The following is a 20,561-nucleotide window of genomic DNA, read 5'->3' as shown; positions in this document are numbered from 1 at the left end:
GTCAAACTAAATTCGCCCTTTTTTATTATTTAATGGTAGAATTCATATTAATATAATCTCGTTTGGGTCTGTGATAAACTAAAGATAAATTCAATCTCAAATAGTAAGGTGATAAATATGTCATACAATGACGATGATTTTGATAACGTTGATGATTTAAACGACGTTTTCGACGAAGATAATTATGGTGATGAAGACTCAGACCCGCTTGAAGATTTAAGTGGCGATGGCAATCGGATGATTGATGATAACGCCCCAGATGATAATAATGACAATTGGGATGATAATCTCGATGACACTACTGATGACTTTGATACTGATACTGCGGATGATGATGACCGTGATATCACAGATGACATTGGCGAGGATACCGCTGAAGATCGTGATGATTACGATAATCCAGTGGATGACGACCCAGATGATTCAGACGATCAAAACTTTGATGATCCAGACGAAACCGATGCCTGGAATTAATTATTAGTGGAGGAATGAGTATAATGGAATACTTTGAATTAAATGATGGTAACAAGATGCCCGCAGTTGGGTTTGGAACTTATAAGTTAACCGACCCTGAGGAAACCCCTAACACTGTTGATGCCGCAATCAGCGCCGGTTACCGTTTAATCGATACCGCCCGGGTTTACACAAATGAAGCCCTAGTTGGCAAGGGGATTAAACAAAACGGAATCCCTCGTGACCAATTATTCGTTACTTCAAAGGTATGGATTAGTGATAACGGCTATGATAAAACTAAGCAAGCCATTGATAGTTCCCTCGAAAAGCTTCAATTAGACTACCTCGACCTTTACCTCATTCACCAACCATATGGTGATAACTACGGTTCGTGGCGTGCAATGGAAGAAGCTCAAGCTGCTGGTAAAATTAAGTCGCTAGGGGTTTCTAACTTCCCAGACTATCAAATTACTGATTTAGCTCAATTTAACAAGGTTAAACCAGCAATCAACCAAATTGAAATTAACCCTTGGAACCAAGAAAAAGCTACGGTAGACTACCTGAAGAGCTACGGAATTCAACCTGAAGCATGGGCTCCATTTGCTCAAGGTTACGACCACATCTTTACTAATCCCACCCTTTCACAAATTGCTGAAAGTCATGGCAAGGGGGTTGGGCAAGTAATGCTTAGATGGCTATTCCAACGTGGCATCGTTTCAATCGCTAAGAGTGCTAAACCAGCAAGAATTAAGGAAAACGTCGATGTATTTGACTTTAACCTTTCTGATGATGAAATGAAACAAATTAGTGAGCTTGACCGTAAGGAAGGCGTTTCAGCTGACCATACTGATCCAAAGACAGTGCTTCGGCTTAGCAAATATACAACTAACTTAAACGGTTTGGACTAATCAAATCAACCCAAAAACGTGGATTCCGCAATTACGGAACCCACGTTTTTTTATTTCCTTAATTTTTGAATATAGCGATAGGTTTGTTGACCAGCTTGACGCCCAAAAATAACCGTTTCAGCAATGGAATTCCCACCAATTCGGTTATAACCATGTAATCCACCGGCAACCTCGCCACCCGCAAACAGACCACTAATTACATCTCCATCATCAGCTAGTACCTGGGTCAAATGGTTTACCTTTAAGCCCCCCATGGTATAGTGCACCGCTGGCGCAATGTGAATCGCAAAGAATGGCTCGTGGGTTAACTGCCGATCCATTCCAGTCGTGCGCCCAAACTGATGATCGGAATGGCTGGCAACAGCTTGGTTCCAATCCTGAACTGTTGATTCAAGCGTTTTGGCATCGACCCCAATGTGAGTCGCTAATTCTGATAAACTAGGGCCGTGCACCACTAGCCCAATCGAATCATAAAACTCAATCGCCTGCGCATGTTCCCGAACCCCCTGGTCTAAGATTAAATAGGCACTTTGTTCGGGCAACTCATTAATTGCTGCGGTAACGTTTTTACGGGTCGCCAACTCATTCACGAATCGATTGCCGTTCGCATCAACTAGAATGGCGCCCTCCCCCCTGACCGCTTCGCCAATTAAGAACGCATGGTCCGTATCCTGTTGAACGGTTGGGTGCACCTGAATTTTATCCATGTCAACCAGCGCTGCTCCAGCAGCAGTTGCTAACTTCAGTCCATCCCCAGTTGCTCCTGGTTGATTCGTAGTCCGATAATGAACGAGGTCGGGGCGGTACCGCTTAATAATCTGCTTACTGGCACCAAAGCCACCGGTAGCAAGAACAACTGCGTCCCCAGCTACCTGCTTTTCACTTCCATCCACTAACTGGACAGCAACCCCGGTGACCTGTCCGTCATTCTGGTTAATCTTTTGCACGTCAACCTGCGTAAAGACTGGAATTTGGGCCGCTTGAATCAACTTTAAAAACGAAGTGACCAGAAAGTTACCAATTGGTGCCATGCTACTAGGCCGGTGGGTCCGCTTGGTTCCCATTCCACCAGTTATGGTTATATCATCTAATTTGATGCCGTGATCAGCTAACCAGTCGATTGCCAATGCCGCATGCGTGGTAAAGTAGCGTAGCAACTCCTGGTTATTCTGTCGATCACCACCGTTGAAGGTATCATTATAAAACGCATCAAAACTATCAACGACATGATGCTTCAACTGAACTTCCGTCTCAGCAGCATTCATCCCGGAAGAAGCCCGGTTCGTATTACCACCCAATCGTTCCATTTTTTCTAAAATTACTGGACGCAAACCTAGTTCATGAGCTTGAAGTGCCGATACTAATCCGGTCGCTCCTGAACCAACCACAATTACATCGTATTTAGCCTTAAGTTCATTAATTGGGGTTGGGTTAAAAATTTCCTTTCCCATTCCATTGCCTCCTAATTCCAAATATTATCCCTATTTTATATTAAATCCACTGAAATTGCTGGTTAAGCGTTTTAGTTTACATGTGTAAACCGCAGTGTTATATTATACATAGTTAATTCACAAATGGAGAGTGATTTTATGAGTGATAACGTTAGCATCACGGATTCAGAGTGGTGCGTAATGCGAATCGTCTGGACACTAGGGCAGTGTACTAGTCGCCAAATTATTGATGAAATGGAAAGTAAGAACGATTGGAAACCATCCACTACAAAAACTTTAATCACCAGGTTGAAGAACAAGGGGTACCTAAATACCAAAAAGCAAGGTACAGGTTATCTCTACTCACCTAACATTAGTGAGAAGGATGCAATGAACGCCGTTTCAGTATCGTTATTTAATAACATGTGTGAAATGAAAGTTGGTAAAGAAATCGGTACCATTATTGATAATTTTGCCATTAGTAAAAGCGATATTCAGCTGTTAATCGATAAACTAACGGCGAAACAAAAAGATGCTCCTGAAAAGGTAAATTGCAATTGCCTCGAAAATCAATATAGGAAATGCGGAGATGATATGAAATGAGTGACAAAGATATGAAGGGCATGAAAATGAACGGTAAGAACATGAATGACATGGACATGCACAAAGATGGTCATCACATGAACATGCATAAGGACGATCACAAAGCCATGGGCAACATGGATATGAGCCACATGGACATGGGCCACGGTGGCCACGACATGAGCGGTATGAACATGAGCGGTGGTGGCATGATGATGATGCATGGTGGCCACATGATGAACATGGGTAACCTCAAGCACAAGTTTTGGGGATCCTTTGCATTAATGATTCCCATTTTAATCATGTCACCAATGATGGGAATGCGACTGCCATTCCAATTCTTCTTCAAGGGCTCCGACTGGATCGTTGCCATTCTAGGAACCATCCTGTTCTTCTACGGTGGGAAACCATTTTTCAGCGGTGCCAAAGGTGAACTAGAAGCTAAGCAACCCGCAATGATGTCGTTAATTTCAATGGGGATTTCCGTTGCGTACGTTTACAGTATTTACTCGGTAATTCATAATAATCTAACCAACAGCGGAACGATGGTCAGCAATTTCTTCTGGGAATTATCAACCTTAATTGTCATCATGCTATTGGGCCACTGGATTGAAATGAATACGATCATGAATGCCGGATCTGCAGTCGATAAGCTTTCCAACTTGTTGCCTAACACCGCAAGTGTTAAGCAATCAGATGGCAGCTTTAAGAGCGTTTCGTTAACTGATTTGCATAATGGCGATATGGTATTGGTCAAGGCTGGTGAAAAAATCCCAGCTGACGGAATCATTACCGATGGTAGCGGCAAGGTCAATGAATCACTGGTAACTGGTGAATCGCGGAGCGTTGAAAAGAACGTCAACGATAAGGTCATCGGTGGTTCCACTAATGATGATGGTAGCATCCAATTCAAGGTTACTGGAACTGGTGATTCAGGCTACCTATCTAAGGTTAAGGACTTGGTTTCTAGCGCCCAAAATAGCAAGTCCAAGAATCAAAACCTAGCTGATAAGGTTTCTGGATACCTGTTCTATGCTTCCCTATCAATTGCAATTGTTGCTTGGCTAATCTGGAGTTTGGTAAGCGGGGTCTCATTTGCAACCACCACTGCCGTAACCGTCCTAATCATTGCATGTCCCCACGCTTTGGGACTGGCAATTCCACTCGTTGTTTCACGAACCACTTCACTAGCGGCAACGAACGGCCTGTTAATCAGAAACCGAGACGCACTTGAAGGCACCAAAAAACTAAAGTACGCTCTCATGGACAAGACTGGGACCTTAACCCAGGGGCAATTCAAGGTCAACTTAGTGAAGAGTCTTTCAGATCAACTTTCTGATGACGACGCTCTTAAGCTAATTGCCAGTGCTGAACAAACTTCTAGCCATCCACTAGCCAGTGGGATTCTGGCTGCAGCTAAGGCTAAAAACCTGCAGTTAGAAACGGCCGAAAACGTTAAGCAAATTACCGGTGCGGGGCTAGAGGCCAACATTAATGGTAAGCAATACCAAGTGGTTTCCAGCAAGTACCTAACTGAAAATCAAATTGATTTTGATGAACAAAAATTCAACCAGGTGGCATCCCAAGGAAATACGGTTAGCTACCTAACCGCTGACGGTAAGGCCCTCGCGCTGGTTGCCGAAGGGGATCAAATCAAACCCGATTCAGACAAGATGGTCAAATATCTGATTTCACAAGGGATTCAACCAGTAATGCTGACTGGTGATAATCAACAAACTGCTGATAAGGTAGCTAAAACGTTAGGAATCACTAAGGTTGAAGCCAACTTAAAGCCAGAGGATAAGCAAAAGCTAGTTACCAAGTACCAACAAGCTGGTGCCGTAATGTTCATTGGTGATGGGGTCAACGATGCGCCAAGTTTGGCCAAGGCCAACCTTGGGGTCGCAATTGGTTCTGGAACCGACGTTGCAATCGACTCAGCTGACGTTGTCTTGGTTAATAGCGATCCTAAGGACGTAATCGCCCTACTGAAGCTCGCCCGTTCATCAGAAAATAAAATGGTGGAAAACCTTTGGTGGGGAGCTGGATATAACATTATCGCCCTCCCATTAGCTGCTGGAATCTTAGCGTTTGCTGGGATTATTCTAAGCCCAATGGTTGGTGCCATCCTAATGTCATTGAGTACCGTAATCGTTGCTATTAATGCGATGACGCTTCACATTGAGAAATAGAGCGTTTTTGCTTGATGTTTATCATAAAATGTTTAGTATAGAACTAAACAGGACATTTAATATACCGACAAAAATGTAGCCTACCACCACTGGTGGTAGGCTACATTTTTGATTCAAAATATCAATAACTACAATCAATAATTAACTGCAAAATTTCGAAATTAAACTTAAATTACGTTATACTAAGCACAGTTGGAAAATATAATTTATCTATATTAAGGAGTCTTTCATATGAAATCCAATCATTTTTTAATTGCTGGAGCGACGTTACTATCATTGCTGGCTGGTAGTCAACTAACTGCCAGTGCTAAAGTAACTACAACTGTTACATATCAAGCTAAGACTAAGACAACTACCCTGTACAAGAGCCTGCCCACTTCTAAAAAGAGCAAGGGGACTAATAACTACAAGCTTTCAGGATCATTTAAATTGGAATCAACTGCGAAGACGCGGGGAATTAAATACGCCCTCCTAACCCAAAATGGTAAAAAGGTTGGTTGGGTTAGACTCAGCTCCCTTTACAAAGTCACCACCAAGACTACCACTACCGATAAGGTGAAGAAGACCCCAAGCAGCACCAGCAAATCTAGCGATGGGACCACGGCCTCTTCAACCCCTACTACTAGCACTAGTACGGGTACTACCACCCAACAAAATACTGCTAATACCACCACTAATACCGATCCAAATGCATCAACTGCCATTGCTAACATGGACTACTCACGTTCTGCAACCAATAACCCATCTAGCACGGTTCAGAGCCTAATGAATCAAACCAACGTTGATTGGAACGACTCTAATACCCTTTCAGCAATTGCGCAATCAGCGTTGAATCAAGTTAATAGCGCACGAACTGCAGCTGGATTACCAGCATTAACCATTAACGACCAACTAACTAAGATTGCTCAACTAAGGGCACAACAAATCTCATCTAACTTTGATCACTGGGATGCAAGCGGCCAATTAATTGCATATGACGATGCACAGCAATTAGGCCTAGACGTTAGCAGCCATTCCAGTTCACTATCCGAAAACCTAGGAAAAAGTTTCTACACTGATGGCGACACTCCAAACACGGTCAGCAATAAAATCATTGGTGCCTTCCAAGCAGAAGGCCCCGAAAACGGTGATGGCCAAGAACATGGTCACTATGTAAACGATATGGATTCAAGTAATAAACAAGTTGGAATCAGCGTCTACAGTGTGGCAGGAAGCAATGATATTTACCTAGCTATGGAATTCGGGAACTACTATAAATAATTATAAATGTTTCAATATTAAACAATCCAAGTTGCTCAATTGCAGATTGGATTGTTTTTGTATCAGGATTTATAATTTAAGCAACCGCTAAATTACAAAAAGAGATTGACATTTAAACTAGTTAATATATAATTAGAAACTGATTAGAAAAAAGCTTATTTTAATCCATATCACATTTTATGGATAAAACACTAGAGGAGTTGTTAAATATGTCTAATGAAAATAAGCATTTAACTAAAGAAGAACGTAAATACTTTGCCAAGGGTTCTCGAATCAAATATTTTGATATCGTAATTGAATCTGGCAAGGGTGCGATTCTAACTGATGCTGATGGAAATAAGTATATCGACTTTCTATCGAGTGCTTCCTCTACAAATACCGGTCACTCACACCCGACGGTGGTTAAAGCAATTCAAAATCAAGCTGCGAAGTTAATTCAATATACACCAGCTTACTTTGCAAATGAACCGGCCACTAAGCTAGCTAAACGGCTTGCGGAAATCGCACCAATTGATGGCCCTGCCAAGGTTACCTGGGGTAACTCTGGATCAGATGCTAATGATGCAATCATTAAGTACGCAAGAGCCTATACGGGTCGACAATACATAGTTAGTTTTACTGGCGCCTACCATGGTTCCACTTATGGTTCCATTACTACTTCTGGGGTTAGCCTTAATATGACCAGAAAGATCGGTCCAATGTTACCAGGGGTAATTAAAGTTCCATTTCCTAGTCCTTGGTATAAAAAAGATGGCGAAACGGAAGATGAATTCATCGATCGGATGTTCGATGCCTTTAAGTTACCATTTGATACCTACTTACCGGCAGATGAAACTGCTGTAATCGAATTAGAGGCCATCCAAGGGGATGGTGGTTTTGCTAAGGTGCCCGAACGCTACTTAAACCAAGTTGCTGCGTTTGCCCGTGACAACGGCATTTTATTAGCAATCGACGAAGTTAACCAGGGAATGGGCCGGACTGGTAAGATGTGGTCAATCGATCACTTCCCTGAAGTCCACCCTGACTTAATTGCGGTTGGGAAGTCAATTGCCTCCGGTCTGCCATTAAGTGCAGTTGTGGGTCGGAAAGAAATTATCGATTCACTGGACGCTCCTGGAAACGTATACACTACCGCTGGAAACCCAGTTACGACAGCTGCTGCTAATGCTACCCTGGATGTGATTCGCGATGAGAAGCTAGTTGAACGAAGTCACGACTTAGGTTTATATGCCGAAAAGTACTTCAAAGAATTGCAAAAACAATTTGACTTCATCGGCGATGTTCGATTATATGGCTTAAATGGCGGAATTAACATTGTTGATCCTAAGACCGGAAAATCAGATAGTAAGGCTGCAACTAAGTTAATCTATCGCATTTTTGAATTAGGAGCCATCATGATTACTGTACGGGGGAATATCTTACGATTCCAACCACCGTTAGTAATCAAGAAGGAAGAACTTTACGAAGGTCTTGAAATTATTAAGCATGCCATGCAAGACCTTAAAAATGGTAACATTAAAGATTCAGCCGAACTTAATGGCATCGGCTGGTAAAATTAAAAGGAGTTTTGTGTATGTCAATTTGGAAAAAAATGAATGAAAAAGTGGACTTCCGCTTTTATCAACAGAAGGATAAAGCCCTTGAAAAGAAGCTAACCGTTAAGGACTTCTTGGCTTTAGGACTTGGAACCATCCTTTCAACATCAATCTTTACGCTGCCCGGAATTGTGGCTGCATTGCATACTGGTCCAGCGGTTGTGTTCTCGTATTTAGTTGCCGCCGTGGTTGCTGGTTTAGTTGCTTTGAACTATGCTGAAATGGCGTCATCACTACCATTTGCTGGATCTGCTTATTCATGGGTCAGCGTGGTATTTGGAAAGTTTTGGGGCTGGATCGTCGGTTGGGCGTTGCTAGCTGAATACTTAATTGCCGTTGCCTTCGTGGCGTCTGGACTATCAGCCAATGTGCAAGGATTAATTTCCCCATTAGGCTGGAAGTTACCAAACGCACTTGCATTTGGACTAGGAACTAACGGTGGGGTGGTTGATATCATCGCCGTTCTAACCGTTGCAATTGTTTCCTTCATCCTATTCTTAGGTGATGACAAGAGTTCCAAGGTTGCAAACCTATTGGTTGTTCTAAAGTTACTTGCCATCGTTACGTTTATCGTTGTTGGTGCTACTGCCATCAAGGCTCAAAACTACGTTCCATTTGTTCCTGCTCATAAGCCAGGAACTTCCTTCGGTGGTTGGCAAGGAATCTACGCCGGGGCTTCCACCATCTTCCTATCCTACATTGGATTTGATTCAATTGCTTCTAACTCTGCTGAAGCAAAGAACCCTAAGAAGACAATGCCACGTGGAATCATCGGTTCACTAATTATCGGTACCATCTTCTTCGTTTTAGTATCATTAGTATTGGTTGGAATGTTCAAATACACTAACTACGCTAACAACGCTGAACCAGTTGGTTGGGCATTGAGACAACAAGGTCACGTTATCATCGCCTCAGTGGTTACTGCAGTTGCCGTTCTTGGAATGTTCACTGCATTGATTGCCATGATGATGGCAGGTTCACGGTTGATTTACTCATTCGGTCGTGACAAGATGCTTCCTAAGGGTGTTGGTAAGCTTAACAAGAACCACTTGCCAAGTACTGCTCTTTGGATTATCACGATTGTTGGAATCGTAATGGGTGGGGTCTTCCCATTCACCTTCTTGGCTGAATTGATTTCAACTGGGACTTTGATTGCATTCATGTTCGTATCACTTGCAATGTACCCACTTAGAAGACGTGAAGGTAAGGACTTGCCAGTTGCTCCATTCAAATCACCATTCTATCCTGTCTTCCCTGCCCTTGGTTTCTTGGGTTCTCTTGCAATTTTCTTGGGACTAGATGCTGATGCTAAAATTTATTCAGTGGTTTGGTTTATCATCGGGGTAATCATTTACTTCACTTACAGTATTACCCACGCTAACTCAGCAATTCCTGATCAACGGGATTCTGAAACTAGTGAAGAAGTTAAATAGTTAATTTATAGGGGCCATCACATTTTTAATGTGGTGGTCTTTTTATGTATAATTTACTTTTACGGAAAGAAGATAACGCGCCCAGTATCTAATATTTAAAATTAAAAAGAATTGAACCAGTTGCTAATCGGCATTGATTCAATTCTTTTTTAGTTTGTTTGTAAGTTCATTAAAATCATCGTTATGATTATAGATATAATGATTTTAAAACGACAGATGTCATCAAAAGAACTCGCAAATAAAATTGGAATTACTCCGGCTAACTTATCCATTTTAAAGAATAATAAAGCTAAGGGAATTCGTTTTGAAAAGCTCACTAAGATTTGTGAAGCTTTAGATTGCACCCCAGGTGACATTATTAAATACGAAAAGGAATAATCAAAAAGTCACCCGTAAGATTTTTAGTAAATCCTACGGGCGACTTTTTGATCTAATTTCCTAGCAAATATAACGATAAACCGGTTAGCGCTAACCCTAAAATCGTTACCCAAATACCAGTTTTAATTATTTTACCGCCAATTCCATCCCAAGCTGGTTTGTTTCTCAACGCGCGAAATTTAAACAGCGACCAGCCCACACTGAGCATGATGATTCCGAATAGTAGGACTAGGTATGAGATGATAATTGCAATACTTTTAAAGTGATCGATTATAAACCATTCCCTTATTGTTTAATAGTGATAGTTTAACATAGCTAATTTAAAACTATTCAATATCACCAACCTTAAGTCTTAATTGCATAGGAAATTATTGCTCCTAACCCAATCGTTAAATCTAATGATGAGTACTGGAATCAGTTTTAATGGCCAAGTTAAGATTTAGACCTAGCCCTGAATTCCATGATCATCAGTTATCTTACTAACTAAGCGATTACAGGGAATTTCACATTAGAGATACTCCTAAGGGATGTAAATCAAATCCATTGAATGATATTATAGTCACTTATTCTATTAACTATGGTGATTTAATTGTAACTGCTATCAACATCGGAACTCATGATAAAATGTTTGGGGATAATTAATTTAATAAAAAAGTCGTCCCAACCTTTTGGTGAAGTTAATTGGGCGACTAATTCATTAGTTTGCTTTTAGTTAAATAAGCCACTGCTCTTAACGCAGCTTGCTAATTAAGGAATCAAATTAATTACTACCAGCTTTAAATTTTTCCTTTAGGAGTTTAAAGCCCTTTATTAAAATTGCAAATGATAGAAACATTGCGACGAGCTTAACGAATAAATTACTAGATCCAGAAGATACTAATGCAATATTTATAAGCAACATTAATCCTAAAATAGCCTTATCTTTTTTCAATTCTATCACTCCAATAAAAATTAAAATCATGAAATAGTTAAGAGAATTCATCATTAAATAGAAATTGAGTACTTAAATAACAATCAGCCACACAAAAAATATTTTTTAGACCATTAATAAATAATAATTGGTATGACGAAACACCCATAACATTTAACATTCATTACTATTATAGTATAGGAAAAAATTATTTTAATTCAACCTATTTCTCATACAACTTCACTAACCCCTGGGTTCCATCGTTTCCCAGGTTCATTTGATCAACCATCTTTTCATAGAGTTCCTTGGCCTTTTCAGTAGCTGGTAGTGGCACATCCATCTTTTCAGATTCTTGCAGGGCAATCCGCAAGTCCTTCAAGAAGTGCTTAGCAGCAAACCCTGGCTTGAAGTCACCAGCGAGGATTCGGGGACCATAGTTATCAAGGCTCCAGTTATCACCACTACCTTGGGAAACGGTCTTGACCAATGCGGAAAGATCCAAGCCAGCTGACTTCCCGTAGGCCAACATTTCGGATAATCCGGTCATGGTTCCCGCAATCATAATTTGGTTGGCCATCTTGGTGTGTTGACCCTTTCCGTGACCCCCAAACAAGTTTACGTTGCTACCCATGGCGCTCAAAACCGGCTTCATTTCATCAAAGACAGCCTGTTCGCCACCAACCATGATGGTTAAAGTCCCGTTCTTCGCGCCAACATCTCCACCAGAAACGGGAGCATCCAACGTCTTAATTCCCTTAGCATCAGCAGTTTCAGCAATCTGAACTTCTAAACTAGGTTTGCTGGTGGTCATTTCAATCAACGTTTGCCCCGCTTTAGCAGACTGGAACAATCCATTATCACCATAGTAAACTTCCTCCACGTCCTGGGGAAAGCCCACAATCGTTAGGACTACGTCAACTTCAGCTGCCAATTCTTTTGGTGAATCCGCCCACTTAGCCCCAGCATTCATTGCATCCGCGGCGTGCGCCTTGGTCCGATTATAAACGGTTACATCATAATGATGCTTAATTAAATTGAGAACCATGCCGGTTCCCATAACCCCGGTTCCAATAAATCCAATTTTCATTTCAATGCCCTCTTTAATTTATTTAATGTCCATATTATATGCAGGTAAATCCACTAATTTCAATTAAAAAGGCCGCTCCCAATCACGGGCGCCGCCTAATTATTATTTCTTCATATCTTTTTTAAGTTTCTTAAGGACCGTTTTAAAAATCATTTTTTGGAAGAAATTAGGTTGCTTCTTAACGGCGAAATGAAGCCCGTTATTAAATTCAACCATCAAGTGCCACTTATGACCTTCCAAGATTTCCTTTGGTGCCGATTGAGGAAGAAAGACCCCTAGTTTAACCTTCATCCCATTCGGCTTGTTCTTCAATTGGTGCATTCCAACGATCGTAGTATTAATGCCACTATCAGCTAAGAAAGTATCTCCAGCCATGATTAAATCATCGTCCGCATCGGGCGTAATTGGGTATTTCTTAATTGCTGCTGGTTGTAAATCCAAGTAAGAAGGATCCTTGTACATCCCAAAGGTTTCCATGATTACTTGGCGACCGCCCTTTTGAGCATCAAAGTAGTAGTGTTCTGGATGAATCATCGATGGGAGGTAGAGGTTGTTTTCCTTTGCCAATGATTGGTTGAATAACATGAATTGAATCAACGAGATGTTGTCAGTTTCAACTTCCACGATTGCTTGTTGGAGGGGTTGATTAGGATCCGCATTCTTAGCGATAGTCTGCCACATTTCATCACTACGTTCAATTTCAGGTTTGAAAAGTTCCAATGTCTTAGGCTTACCAATTGATTCTCTCGTTTGAGCTAGTGCTAGTTTAGCATCATCCAAACTAAGGGCCTTCAGTTCGCTCAATGATTGCTTCTTACCATTCAAATTAATATCAATGCCCTTGGAAGCAAATACATCGAATACATGGTGGTAACGACTAAGTTCCATGTCTAAAATTTCTGACTGTAAAATTGTCCGCCCGTCAACGCTGAATTTAATTGTGTAATCTGCCATTTTGCAAAACCCCTTGTCTGTTGTTAGTTGATGATTATATCTTAAATGATGAATTCAGCTTCAACAATGGTTAAAATTGTCCGCTGCATTACTTAAGTAATATAATGGTGGTATCTATTACATAACTGGGAGGATTCAAATGGACTTAAGAGTAAAACGCACCCTTCGTGAAATTGAAAATAGCTTTATTGATTTGGTAATCAGCATCGGTTTTGATAAGGTTACCGTTATTCAAATTGCTAAGAATGCAGAAATCAACCCGAAAACATTCTACGATCATTTTCAAGATAAGTATGACCTAGCCAAACATATTGGTGATAAGTTTATTGAAGAGTATTTTGAAATTGTTCAAAATCACTTTAAATCAATTGAAACTAACTCTGATGCAGACCGAGATGCCGTCGTCAGCATTGTTAAATCAATGATCAACGATAATTCACTCCGTAAATCATTTTTAGCGTTACAAATGATTAAGGTGGAGGATATCGACATTAATCTAGAAATGAAAAAGATGATTGCAGGAGCTTTGAATTCACGGCACGTCTCTAACGACCCCCTCGTAATTGAACTAATGGCGGTCATAGTGTTGAAGGCCATTAGCTACTACATCCAAAATCCGGAAACGTTTTCGGTTGAACATCAACTGGAAGTGATTAAGGAGCTCCGTGCCATCCTAGGATCATTCAGTGAATAGCGTTATCTAACTAAAAAGATGAACCCCGCACCTAAGTCGGACCGGGTTCATCTTTTTTACTTTCGTTTACATTTATTGTGCGTTGGTTTTTTTCGAAATACAAACTTAACCAGTGCTAGGTATGCCACCCAAAAAGCAACAATTAAAAATGTTCGAAAAATATAGTTGTCAAATAGTGCCATCCCCATCACTCCTAAGTTAAGTTAGTCAATTAAATCGTTTTTCGAACGTATGGGTCGGTACTAATCTTTTGCTCTAAGATAGTATTTGCCCATGCCTTAGCTGAAAATAGCGAATGATCACGCCAATTTCCACAACTTTCTGCAGTCGTCCCTTGAACGTCCTTCCATTCCACGTTGTTAGCAATTTCTTCTAATGAACTCTTCAATGCCTTAGCAACGTCTTCGGTGGAATGTGAACCCCAAGTAATTAAATGAAAACCGGTCCGACAACCAAATGGCGAACAGTCAATCACACCGGTCAAGCGGTCACGAAGTAATCCTGCCAGGAGGTGTTCAATCGTGTGTAATCCAGCGGTTGGAATTGCTTCTTCATTAGGTTGTACTAATCGTAAATCGTAGTTAGAAATCACGTCACCGTGTTCCCCAGTTTCTTCAGTAATTAAACGAACGTATGGTGCTTGAACCTTAGTGTGATCAAGGGTGAAACTTTCTACTTTAGCCATAAATAAATCAACCTTTCTATTTTTAAATATATTAAATTAGTAATTAAATGCTGGGACATCAACGCCCTTGTATTCTTTCTTAATTAAATCATAAACAGATTTAGAATTGTATGCTTTAACCACCTTCTTAAATGTAGCATTGTTCTTTTCTGATTCACGAGTTACCAAAACGTTAATCCAAGGCTTGTTGTATGGGTCCTTAAGGTCTGGTGCAATTTGGAAAATAGAATCCTTTGCTGGGTTCATGTGGTTAGCTTGCACATAGTTAGCATTAGTAATTCCAGCTGCAAAGTTTGGTAATAACTTCAAAATTGCAGCAGGGTCAACTTCAATAATTTTGAGGTGCTTAGGGTTGCTAGTAATGTCAGTTAAGGTTGGTGAATATCCCTTTTTAGGGTTGGTTTTGATTAAACCAGCTTTCTCAAGTACTTTCAAAGCCCGACCAGCATTGGTAGGATTATTGGGAATCGCTATCTTATCGCCATCCTTTAATTCCTTAACGCTCTTGATTTTCTTGGAGTAGATGTTCAATGGCTGGATGTATGTTTGACCAATCACAGCAAACTTATAGTGCTTCTGTTGTTCTTCTTGCTTTAGAAAGGCATAGTGTTGGAATGAGTTAATGTCAATTTGCCCATTGGAAGTAGCTTGATTCAACGCATCCCCATCACTAAAGACCTTTACCTTTGCATAGATATGTTCCTTAGCTAATTTCTTATTGATTTCCTTCCAAATTGGGATATCGGTGGAACCAGTAACACCAATATTAACGACCTTTGTCTTACTATTATTAGAACTACTGGACGATGAATTCCCTTTTCCTGAGAAAATGATAAATCCTAAAATAACTACTAATACTCCAACAATACTTAAGGATGTCCACTGTAATCGTTTCTTTTTACTCATTTGCTTACATCTCCTAATGTTTTAGTGTTTCAGATATTAATGTTCCTAAAATTTGAACGATTGTTACGATAATCAAAAGCACGATAATACATGCTAACGTAACGTCGAATTGGTTTTGTTGATAACCATATTGAATAGCAAAGTTTCCTAAGCCTCCTCCACCAACAACACCAACAATGGCTGTCAAACCGATTAAACTAACAATAGTCGTGGTGGTCATTCTGGTTAATCCAGAAATACTTTCATGTAAGTAAATTGATCTGATGATTTGAAAATTAGTTAACCCAATTGCCTCGCCAGTTTCAATTAAACCAGAATTGGTATCGTTCAGTGCTGATTCAATTTGTCTGGAAAAGAAGGGGGTGATTCCGATTACTAGTGGGAAAATCGTCCCACGAACCCCAATTGCAGTTCCTGAAATAACGGTCGTCAATGGAATCAGGGCTACAATCAAAATAATGAATGGAATTGATCTAAAGAGGTTGATCAATTTATCAATGATGTTCCAAACAACCCGGTTAGGTGAGATTCCATCCTGTTGGGTAACAACTAAGATAATTCCTAATAATAAACTAACTACGAAGGAGATTAATCCAGCGATAATTACCATTTCAATCGTTTCTAAGATTGACTCTGTAAATGCTTGCCAGTTTGCAGCAACGTTTGGGAAATACTTATCTAGCATGATTAATCACCTCCACTTCAACATCTTTTTGTTGTTGTAAGTATTGTTCAGCTGAATCAACAGCCGCCTTGTCACCATCTAAGACGATAATCAAACCACCCAGTAACTGCTTTTGAATCAGTTTGATATCACCAATAATGATGTTGGCATTCACGTTGAATTGTCGTGAAATATCTGAAATCAAAGGTGTTACCGTCTCACCGTCCCGATAACTCAATCTAATCAACTTCTGTCCAGGTCTCAAATTAATGGTGTCGACAAGTTCTTGAGAAATCTTCAAGTTTGAAGTCGTATTAATGAACTTCTTCGTCAACTCTTCCTTCGGATCAGAAAAGACCGCATAAACATTTCCTTGTTCAACGATGCTTCCCTTATCCAAAACTGCAATATCATCACAGATTGATTCAATTACGTGCATTTCATGGGTAACAATTATAATCGTAATCCCATAGTCCTTATTCAACTGCTTTAGTAAGGTCAAAATTGAATCGGTCGTTTCAGGATCCAAAGCACTAGTTGCTTCATCACAGAGTAGTACTTCTGGGTCATTGATCAACGCACGTGCAATCGCAATCCGTTGCTTCTGGCCACCTGATAATGATGATGGGTATGCAGAATATTTATCTGGTAACCCGACCAAGTCCAAGAGCTTGCGGACCTTACTTGAAACCTCTTCCTTGGAAAAACCCTGGTACTTAATTGGTAAAGAGATATTCTCAGCAATCGTTCTTCCTGGCATCAAGTTGAACTGTTGGAAGATCATACTGATTTTGCCGCGCAAATTTAATAATGATTTGTGGTCTAACTGATTGACTATTTGATCATTGAACGTCACTGTACCATCAGTTGGTTTTTCTAAGCCGTTAATACAACGAATTAAAGTTGACTTACCAGCTCCACTATAACCAATCACTCCGAAAATCTTTCCCTTCGGAATTGAAAGGTCAATATCTTTTAAAACATGGTTAACACCTTCATCAGTATCAAAAGATTTATTAACTTTTTTAAAATTAATTACACCTGTTGCCATTTACTCACCTTCGTTTACTAGCAATTAAAAAACGCCCCCAGGTTCATATTTAATGAACCTAGGGGCGTAATTCATACGCGGTACCACCCTACTTAATGATTCTTTTGACCACCATCTCTTTCGTTGGTAACGCGTTCGACGCGTCGTTAACTTACTTAATCGCTCGTTAACAATTATTGATCCAGGACCATTTTCACTAACCCTTCCGTACTACTTTCCATCAACAGCAGCTTTCTGTAACGGGGCAATTAGTTACTCATCCCTTCAGTGAATGCAAATTAATTTTGGACCGTTTGCCAAACCTCATCCGCAGTATCGATTACTAACTTAATCTTCTTCCATTGTTGCTTTTCAGTTAAGTGATTGCCTTCTTCAGTTGAAGCAAATCCACATTGGGTGCTTAATGATAGGTTTTCCAATGGCACGTACTGGGCAGCTTCGTGGATGCGCTTAACCAAGTTAACTGAATCTTCTAATTCTGGCTTCTTACTAGTTACCAACCCTAATACAACTTCCTTACCAGGGGTAACTTCCTTTAATGGTGCGAAGTCACCTGAACGGTTATCATCGAATTCCAAGTAGTAGGCGTCAACGTTTTCTTCAGCGAAGAGGGTGTGGGCAACTGGTTGGTAACCGCCACTAGCTGCCCAGGTCGAAGCATAGTTTCCCCGGCAAACGTGGGTGCTAATCCGGAGGTCGTCTGGAAGATTCTTAATCGCTTCGTTATTGAAGCGTAGGTAGAGCTTTTGAAGGTCTTCAATATCATCGTAATTATCCGTCATTGTCTTCCAAAAGTTCTTATCAGCAAGCATGCCCCAAGTACAATCATCCAGTTTAACGTCCCGACAACCAACTTCGTATAGGGCAATGATTAAGTCATGGTAAGCCTTTCCGATATCTTGAACCAATGCTTCGGTATCCTTCCCATAGAACTTTTCTAGTGCCGCAATATTTTCAGGTCCCCGGACAAGTTCAGCGTATAGCTGTGCTGGTGATGGAATACTTTGCCGCGCAACGATTGAATCGTCATCCTTAGTTAAGTTGTAGAGGAATTTGTATGCTTCCAAGTCAGGATGGCTGGGGTTGAACTTAATTTTGCCTTCCACTTGTGCAGAATCATTTCGCGTCTCAACATCATGGAAGATGTAGCCGTGTTCCTGCTTAGTATGCTTGATGCCCTCGAAGCCCCAGAACGTATCGAGGTGCCAGTAACTCCGCCGGAATTCACCATCGGTCACAATCTTTAGGCCGACTTCCTTTTCCTTAGCAACTAATTTTGTAATTTCTTCGTTTTCAACCTTAGTTAGTTGATCATGATCAATTTCATGGTTTTCAAAGTCTTTTCTAGCATCTTTAAGTTCCTTTGGTCTTAAGAAACTTCCGACGATATCGTAGTGTAGTGGTTGTCCGTTAAATTTTGGCATATTGATTAGCTCCCCTTCAATTAGTAATTCAAATAAAAAATCCGCTTCTAGTTTTAAAACTAGAAGCGGATTTCCGCGGTACCATTCTATTTCGATAATTGTTTACACAATTATCCTCACTAACGTCTAACAACGTGTGCAGTGAATAATGGTTGCCACCCCATCGGCGTTTAAATATCAACGCCGCCAAATTACAGGCCATCTTCGTGATTATCGAATCGACCTACTCACAGCAAATGTAGGCTTTCTGAACCATCTTTAATCATTACTCTCCTGATCATCTTGTTTATTTGAATTCGTTTTGATTAATTGATTACATTTTACGAAGTTCATGTGTGAATGTCAACACTTTTTCTAATTAATTTTTAATTTATTCATGACGAAGATGGTAATGCCCCCCCACTAGCATTAGCATTAATATCGAAAAGCCCAGTCCTTGAGACCACTTTCGTCGTTTAATTAAATTAGTCCAAAATTGGAAAAAGAACTCAATTATTTGAATGATTGCCATAAAAATTGAAAGGATTGCCACCGATGCCATCTTAATCGTCGTGGTTTGTTCTACGCCACTCCCGTCATATTTACGGGTTAGCAGTAAATACATCCCCACCAAATAAACGATGATTTCAATTCCATGGAAAATATCTCTGAATTTATTATTCATTTTCATTATTTAATTTCCTGCTTCAAATCACTCGCTGAATATAGTTTAAGGACCCTTGTGAATAGTAGGTTGACTAATAATCCTGCTATGACGGGCACAACCAACCAGGTAATTAACGACGCCCCCATTCCAATCGTATGGGTAATAAACTTTTGCTCACTTTCGTTAACTAACATGGATTGAATTGGCGACACTAGACCAATCCACCCAAATCCAGCCGAGGTAGGCGTTCCTTGAACGTCGAACAGCGCTACTGGGATTGCGGAAATGGCTGCTGAAACCATGAATGCCAAGATCATCACTGGCTTTTTGAAAATCGAGGGCATCATTCCCTTCATTGCTCCCAATAGGATTGCAATGGTCGTTCCGGGCTTATTAACAAAGAGCGAGTTCACTAGTAATACCACCGTGGTTGCAACGACCCCAACTCCAGCGGCACCAGAGCCGAGACCCGCTAGTGAAATCGAAAGCGCAATCCCCACCGTTGAAACTGGCGTGATAATGATGAACGAAAACGCCATCGAGATCAAAATGCTCATCATTAGCGGTTGGAGCTTGGTAAACGTTTCGACAACGTCCCCTAATTCACTGGTAATTAAGCCCACTGCGGGGGCAATGTTTAACCCCAATAGCCCAACCAGTCCCCCGATTAGTAGCGGGGTAAAAATAATCGCAACCGAACCAAAGCCATTTAAATACCGCGCCACCAGTTTAACAGCGATTACAGCAATTGAGGCGACCAACATGGCATTAATAATATCACCAGAGCCGTTCGCAATATACACGGTGCTTGCAATCGGATTTTTGACGTTTGTAATCGGATTAACAAAACCAGGTTGAGCTAACGCCCATTTAATAGAACCAGAAGCCACCCCGGTTGCAATCATAATAGTCCCAATATCCAACGGCCGCATTTTAAACTGACTTGCGATTGCCATTCCAATCAACAGTGGAATGAAGGAGCCAAACAGAACTAAAATGGAGTTGAGTTGAATTGCCCAGGTAACGCCATCCTTAATCAGCGGCGCTAGAATATACTTAAGAATTGCAGATGGTAAGACCCCAATTAAGATTCCCTGTGCAGATCCGTTCAAGACCTTAAAGAGAAAGTCCTTGATTGGATGTACCTGCTGCTGTACGGTTGCCTCTTTATTCATTAAATAATCCCCCTAATCCACCTTACATTGTGAATAAAATAACATTGTACACTAATATAATAAATTATCACTCTTAAACATAAATCAAAACAAAGTGAAATCATCAATTAATCGTAATTAGCAAATTGATAATA

Annotated in this window: 20 protein-coding genes and 2 other annotated features; of the genes, 9 read left to right on the top strand and 11 right to left on the bottom strand. The window is 40.6% G+C overall.

The genetic code is table 11. The features are described 5' to 3' along the window. The first annotated feature begins 117 nt into the window (after positions 1-117). A complete protein-coding gene (locus HZL42_RS01590) occupies positions 118-474 on the top strand; it encodes a hypothetical protein (protein ID WP_219053970.1) in 357 nt (118 codons plus the stop codon). A 23-nt stretch (positions 475-497) separates the two neighbouring features. Continuing rightward, entirely contained in the window at positions 498-1,361 is an 864-nt protein-coding gene (locus HZL42_RS01585; RefSeq protein WP_219053969.1) for an aldo/keto reductase, read from the top strand. Between the two features lie 50 nt (positions 1,362-1,411). Here the strand turns inward: HZL42_RS01585 and HZL42_RS01580 are convergent, their stop codons facing one another. Further along, on the bottom strand, positions 1,412-2,812 hold the full coding sequence (locus HZL42_RS01580) for a flavocytochrome c (protein WP_219053968.1): 1,401 nt from the start codon (positions 2,810-2,812) through the stop codon (positions 1,412-1,414). A gap of 138 nt (positions 2,813-2,950) precedes the next feature. Here HZL42_RS01580 and HZL42_RS01575 point away from each other — a divergent pair, with 138 nt between their 5' ends. The 6 genes from HZL42_RS01575 (at position 2,951) to HZL42_RS01550 (ending at position 10,231) form a co-directional block, all read left to right on the top strand. Next, positions 2,951-3,394 carry a CopY/TcrY family copper transport repressor gene (locus HZL42_RS01575; RefSeq protein WP_219053967.1) on the top strand — a complete coding sequence of 148 codons (444 nt, stop codon included), beginning with the start codon at positions 2,951-2,953 and terminating at the stop codon, positions 3,392-3,394. 107 nt (positions 3,395-3,501) lie between these two features. Beyond that, the gene (locus HZL42_RS01570) at positions 3,502-5,565 is read left to right on the top strand and encodes a heavy metal translocating P-type ATPase (protein WP_219282825.1); all 2,064 of its coding nucleotides are present in this window, start codon (positions 3,502-3,504) and stop codon (positions 5,563-5,565) included. 231 nt (positions 5,566-5,796) lie between these two features. After that, on the top strand, positions 5,797-6,825 hold the full coding sequence (locus tag HZL42_RS01565; RefSeq protein ID WP_219053966.1) for a CAP domain-containing protein: 1,029 nt from the start codon (positions 5,797-5,799) through the stop codon (positions 6,823-6,825). Between the two features lie 209 nt (positions 6,826-7,034). Beyond that, entirely contained in the window at positions 7,035-8,378 is a 1,344-nt protein-coding gene (locus tag HZL42_RS01560; protein ID WP_255552522.1) for an aspartate aminotransferase family protein, read from the top strand. A 20-nt stretch (positions 8,379-8,398) separates the two neighbouring features. After that, positions 8,399-9,853, top strand: a complete 1,455-nt coding sequence (locus tag HZL42_RS01555) for an APC family permease (RefSeq protein WP_370629276.1) — start codon at positions 8,399-8,401, stop codon at positions 9,851-9,853. A 198-nt stretch (positions 9,854-10,051) separates the two neighbouring features. Further along, positions 10,052-10,231, top strand: a complete 180-nt coding sequence (locus HZL42_RS01550; RefSeq protein ID WP_370629275.1) for a helix-turn-helix domain-containing protein — start codon at positions 10,052-10,054, stop codon at positions 10,229-10,231. A 760-nt stretch (positions 10,232-10,991) separates the two neighbouring features. On the opposite strand, the gene HZL42_RS01545 is transcribed toward HZL42_RS01550, so the two are convergent. The 3 genes from HZL42_RS01545 to HZL42_RS01535 form a co-directional block, all read right to left on the bottom strand. Then, entirely contained in the window at positions 10,992-11,162 is a 171-nt protein-coding gene (locus HZL42_RS01545) for a hypothetical protein (RefSeq protein WP_219053964.1), read from the bottom strand. A 202-nt stretch (positions 11,163-11,364) separates the two neighbouring features. Next, complete coding sequence (locus HZL42_RS01540; protein ID WP_219053963.1) at positions 11,365-12,228, bottom strand: NAD(P)-dependent oxidoreductase; 864 nt, start codon at positions 12,226-12,228, stop codon at positions 11,365-11,367. 102 nt (positions 12,229-12,330) lie between these two features. Then, positions 12,331-13,182 carry a hypothetical protein gene (locus tag HZL42_RS01535; RefSeq protein ID WP_219053962.1) on the bottom strand — a complete coding sequence of 284 codons (852 nt, stop codon included), beginning with the start codon at positions 13,180-13,182 and terminating at the stop codon, positions 12,331-12,333. A 139-nt stretch (positions 13,183-13,321) separates the two neighbouring features. On the opposite strand from HZL42_RS01535, the gene HZL42_RS01530 reads away from it, so the two are divergent. Beyond that, positions 13,322-13,876, top strand: coding sequence for a TetR/AcrR family transcriptional regulator (locus HZL42_RS01530; RefSeq protein ID WP_219053961.1), 555 nt, complete (start codon positions 13,322-13,324; stop codon positions 13,874-13,876). 211 nt (positions 13,877-14,087) lie between these two features. On the opposite strand, the gene HZL42_RS01525 is transcribed toward HZL42_RS01530, so the two are convergent. The 7 genes from HZL42_RS01525 to HZL42_RS01495 all read right to left on the bottom strand — a co-directional run bounded on the left by HZL42_RS01525 (position 14,088) and on the right by HZL42_RS01495 (position 20,427). Next, the gene (locus HZL42_RS01525; protein WP_219053960.1) at positions 14,088-14,561 is read right to left on the bottom strand and encodes an S-ribosylhomocysteine lyase; all 474 of its coding nucleotides are present in this window, start codon (positions 14,559-14,561) and stop codon (positions 14,088-14,090) included. A 36-nt stretch (positions 14,562-14,597) separates the two neighbouring features. After that, a complete protein-coding gene (locus HZL42_RS01520) occupies positions 14,598-15,467 on the bottom strand; it encodes a MetQ/NlpA family ABC transporter substrate-binding protein (protein WP_219053959.1) in 870 nt (289 codons plus the stop codon). A gap of 13 nt (positions 15,468-15,480) precedes the next feature. After that, on the bottom strand, positions 15,481-16,152 hold the full coding sequence (locus tag HZL42_RS01515) for a methionine ABC transporter permease (protein ID WP_219053958.1): 672 nt from the start codon (positions 16,150-16,152) through the stop codon (positions 15,481-15,483). Then, a complete protein-coding gene (locus HZL42_RS01510) occupies positions 16,142-17,182 on the bottom strand; it encodes a methionine ABC transporter ATP-binding protein (RefSeq protein ID WP_219053957.1) in 1,041 nt (346 codons plus the stop codon). Before HZL42_RS01510 ends, HZL42_RS01515 begins: the two co-directional genes overlap by 11 nt. Before the next feature lie 57 nt (positions 17,183-17,239). After that, positions 17,240-17,454, bottom strand: a binding site (T-box leader). Between the two features lie 6 nt (positions 17,455-17,460). Continuing rightward, positions 17,461-18,606 (bottom strand): 5-methyltetrahydropteroyltriglutamate--homocysteine S-methyltransferase, encoded by a 1,146-nt coding sequence (locus HZL42_RS01505; RefSeq protein WP_219053956.1) that lies wholly within the window; start codon positions 18,604-18,606, stop codon positions 17,461-17,463. A 58-nt stretch (positions 18,607-18,664) separates the two neighbouring features. Then, positions 18,665-18,896: a binding site (T-box leader), on the bottom strand. Positions 18,897-18,976: 80 nt separating this feature from the next. After that, positions 18,977-19,270: a DUF3923 family protein gene (locus HZL42_RS01500; protein WP_219053955.1), complete on the bottom strand. Its 294-nt coding sequence runs from the start codon at positions 19,268-19,270 to the stop codon at positions 18,977-18,979. A gap of 5 nt (positions 19,271-19,275) precedes the next feature. Beyond that, a complete protein-coding gene (locus HZL42_RS01495; RefSeq protein WP_219053954.1) occupies positions 19,276-20,427 on the bottom strand; it encodes a PTS sugar transporter subunit IIC in 1,152 nt (383 codons plus the stop codon). Positions 20,428-20,561 lie beyond the last annotated feature (134 nt).

Origin of the sequence: Lactobacillus sp. Sy-1 (assembly GCF_019303535.1) — a bacterium.
GTDB lineage: Bacteria > Bacillota > Bacilli > Lactobacillales > Lactobacillaceae > Nicoliella.
The sequence above is the reverse complement of the archived record's forward strand: the minus strand, read 5'-3'. Positions and strand labels throughout refer to the sequence as shown.

Coding starts and splice junctions, on each gene's coding strand:
- HZL42_RS01590 (WP_219053970.1), top strand. CDS start 118: ATGTCATACAATGACGATGATTTTGATAACGTTGATGATTTAAACGAC.
- HZL42_RS01585 (WP_219053969.1), top strand. CDS start 498: ATGGAATACTTTGAATTAAATGATGGTAACAAGATGCCCGCAGTTGGG.
- HZL42_RS01580 (WP_219053968.1), bottom strand. CDS start 2,812: ATGGGAAAGGAAATTTTTAACCCAACCCCAATTAATGAACTTAAGGCT.
- HZL42_RS01575 (WP_219053967.1), top strand. CDS start 2,951: ATGAGTGATAACGTTAGCATCACGGATTCAGAGTGGTGCGTAATGCGA.
- HZL42_RS01570 (WP_219282825.1), top strand. CDS start 3,502: ATGGGCAACATGGATATGAGCCACATGGACATGGGCCACGGTGGCCAC.
- HZL42_RS01565 (WP_219053966.1), top strand. CDS start 5,797: ATGAAATCCAATCATTTTTTAATTGCTGGAGCGACGTTACTATCATTG.
- HZL42_RS01560 (WP_255552522.1), top strand. CDS start 7,035: ATGTCTAATGAAAATAAGCATTTAACTAAAGAAGAACGTAAATACTTT.
- HZL42_RS01555 (WP_370629276.1), top strand. CDS start 8,399: ATGTCAATTTGGAAAAAAATGAATGAAAAAGTGGACTTCCGCTTTTAT.
- HZL42_RS01550 (WP_370629275.1), top strand. CDS start 10,052: ATGATTTTAAAACGACAGATGTCATCAAAAGAACTCGCAAATAAAATT.
- HZL42_RS01540 (WP_219053963.1), bottom strand. CDS start 12,228: ATGAAAATTGGATTTATTGGAACCGGGGTTATGGGAACCGGCATGGTT.
- HZL42_RS01535 (WP_219053962.1), bottom strand. CDS start 13,182: ATGGCAGATTACACAATTAAATTCAGCGTTGACGGGCGGACAATTTTA.
- HZL42_RS01530 (WP_219053961.1), top strand. CDS start 13,322: ATGGACTTAAGAGTAAAACGCACCCTTCGTGAAATTGAAAATAGCTTT.
- HZL42_RS01525 (WP_219053960.1), bottom strand. CDS start 14,561: ATGGCTAAAGTAGAAAGTTTCACCCTTGATCACACTAAGGTTCAAGCA.
- HZL42_RS01520 (WP_219053959.1), bottom strand. CDS start 15,467: ATGAGTAAAAAGAAACGATTACAGTGGACATCCTTAAGTATTGTTGGA.
- HZL42_RS01515 (WP_219053958.1), bottom strand. CDS start 16,152: ATGCTAGATAAGTATTTCCCAAACGTTGCTGCAAACTGGCAAGCATTT.
- HZL42_RS01510 (WP_219053957.1), bottom strand. CDS start 17,182: ATGGCAACAGGTGTAATTAATTTTAAAAAAGTTAATAAATCTTTTGAT.
- HZL42_RS01505 (WP_219053956.1), bottom strand. CDS start 18,606: ATGCCAAAATTTAACGGACAACCACTACACTACGATATCGTCGGAAGT.
- HZL42_RS01500 (WP_219053955.1), bottom strand. CDS start 19,270: ATGAATAATAAATTCAGAGATATTTTCCATGGAATTGAAATCATCGTT.
- HZL42_RS01495 (WP_219053954.1), bottom strand. CDS start 20,427: ATGAATAAAGAGGCAACCGTACAGCAGCAGGTACATCCAATCAAGGAC.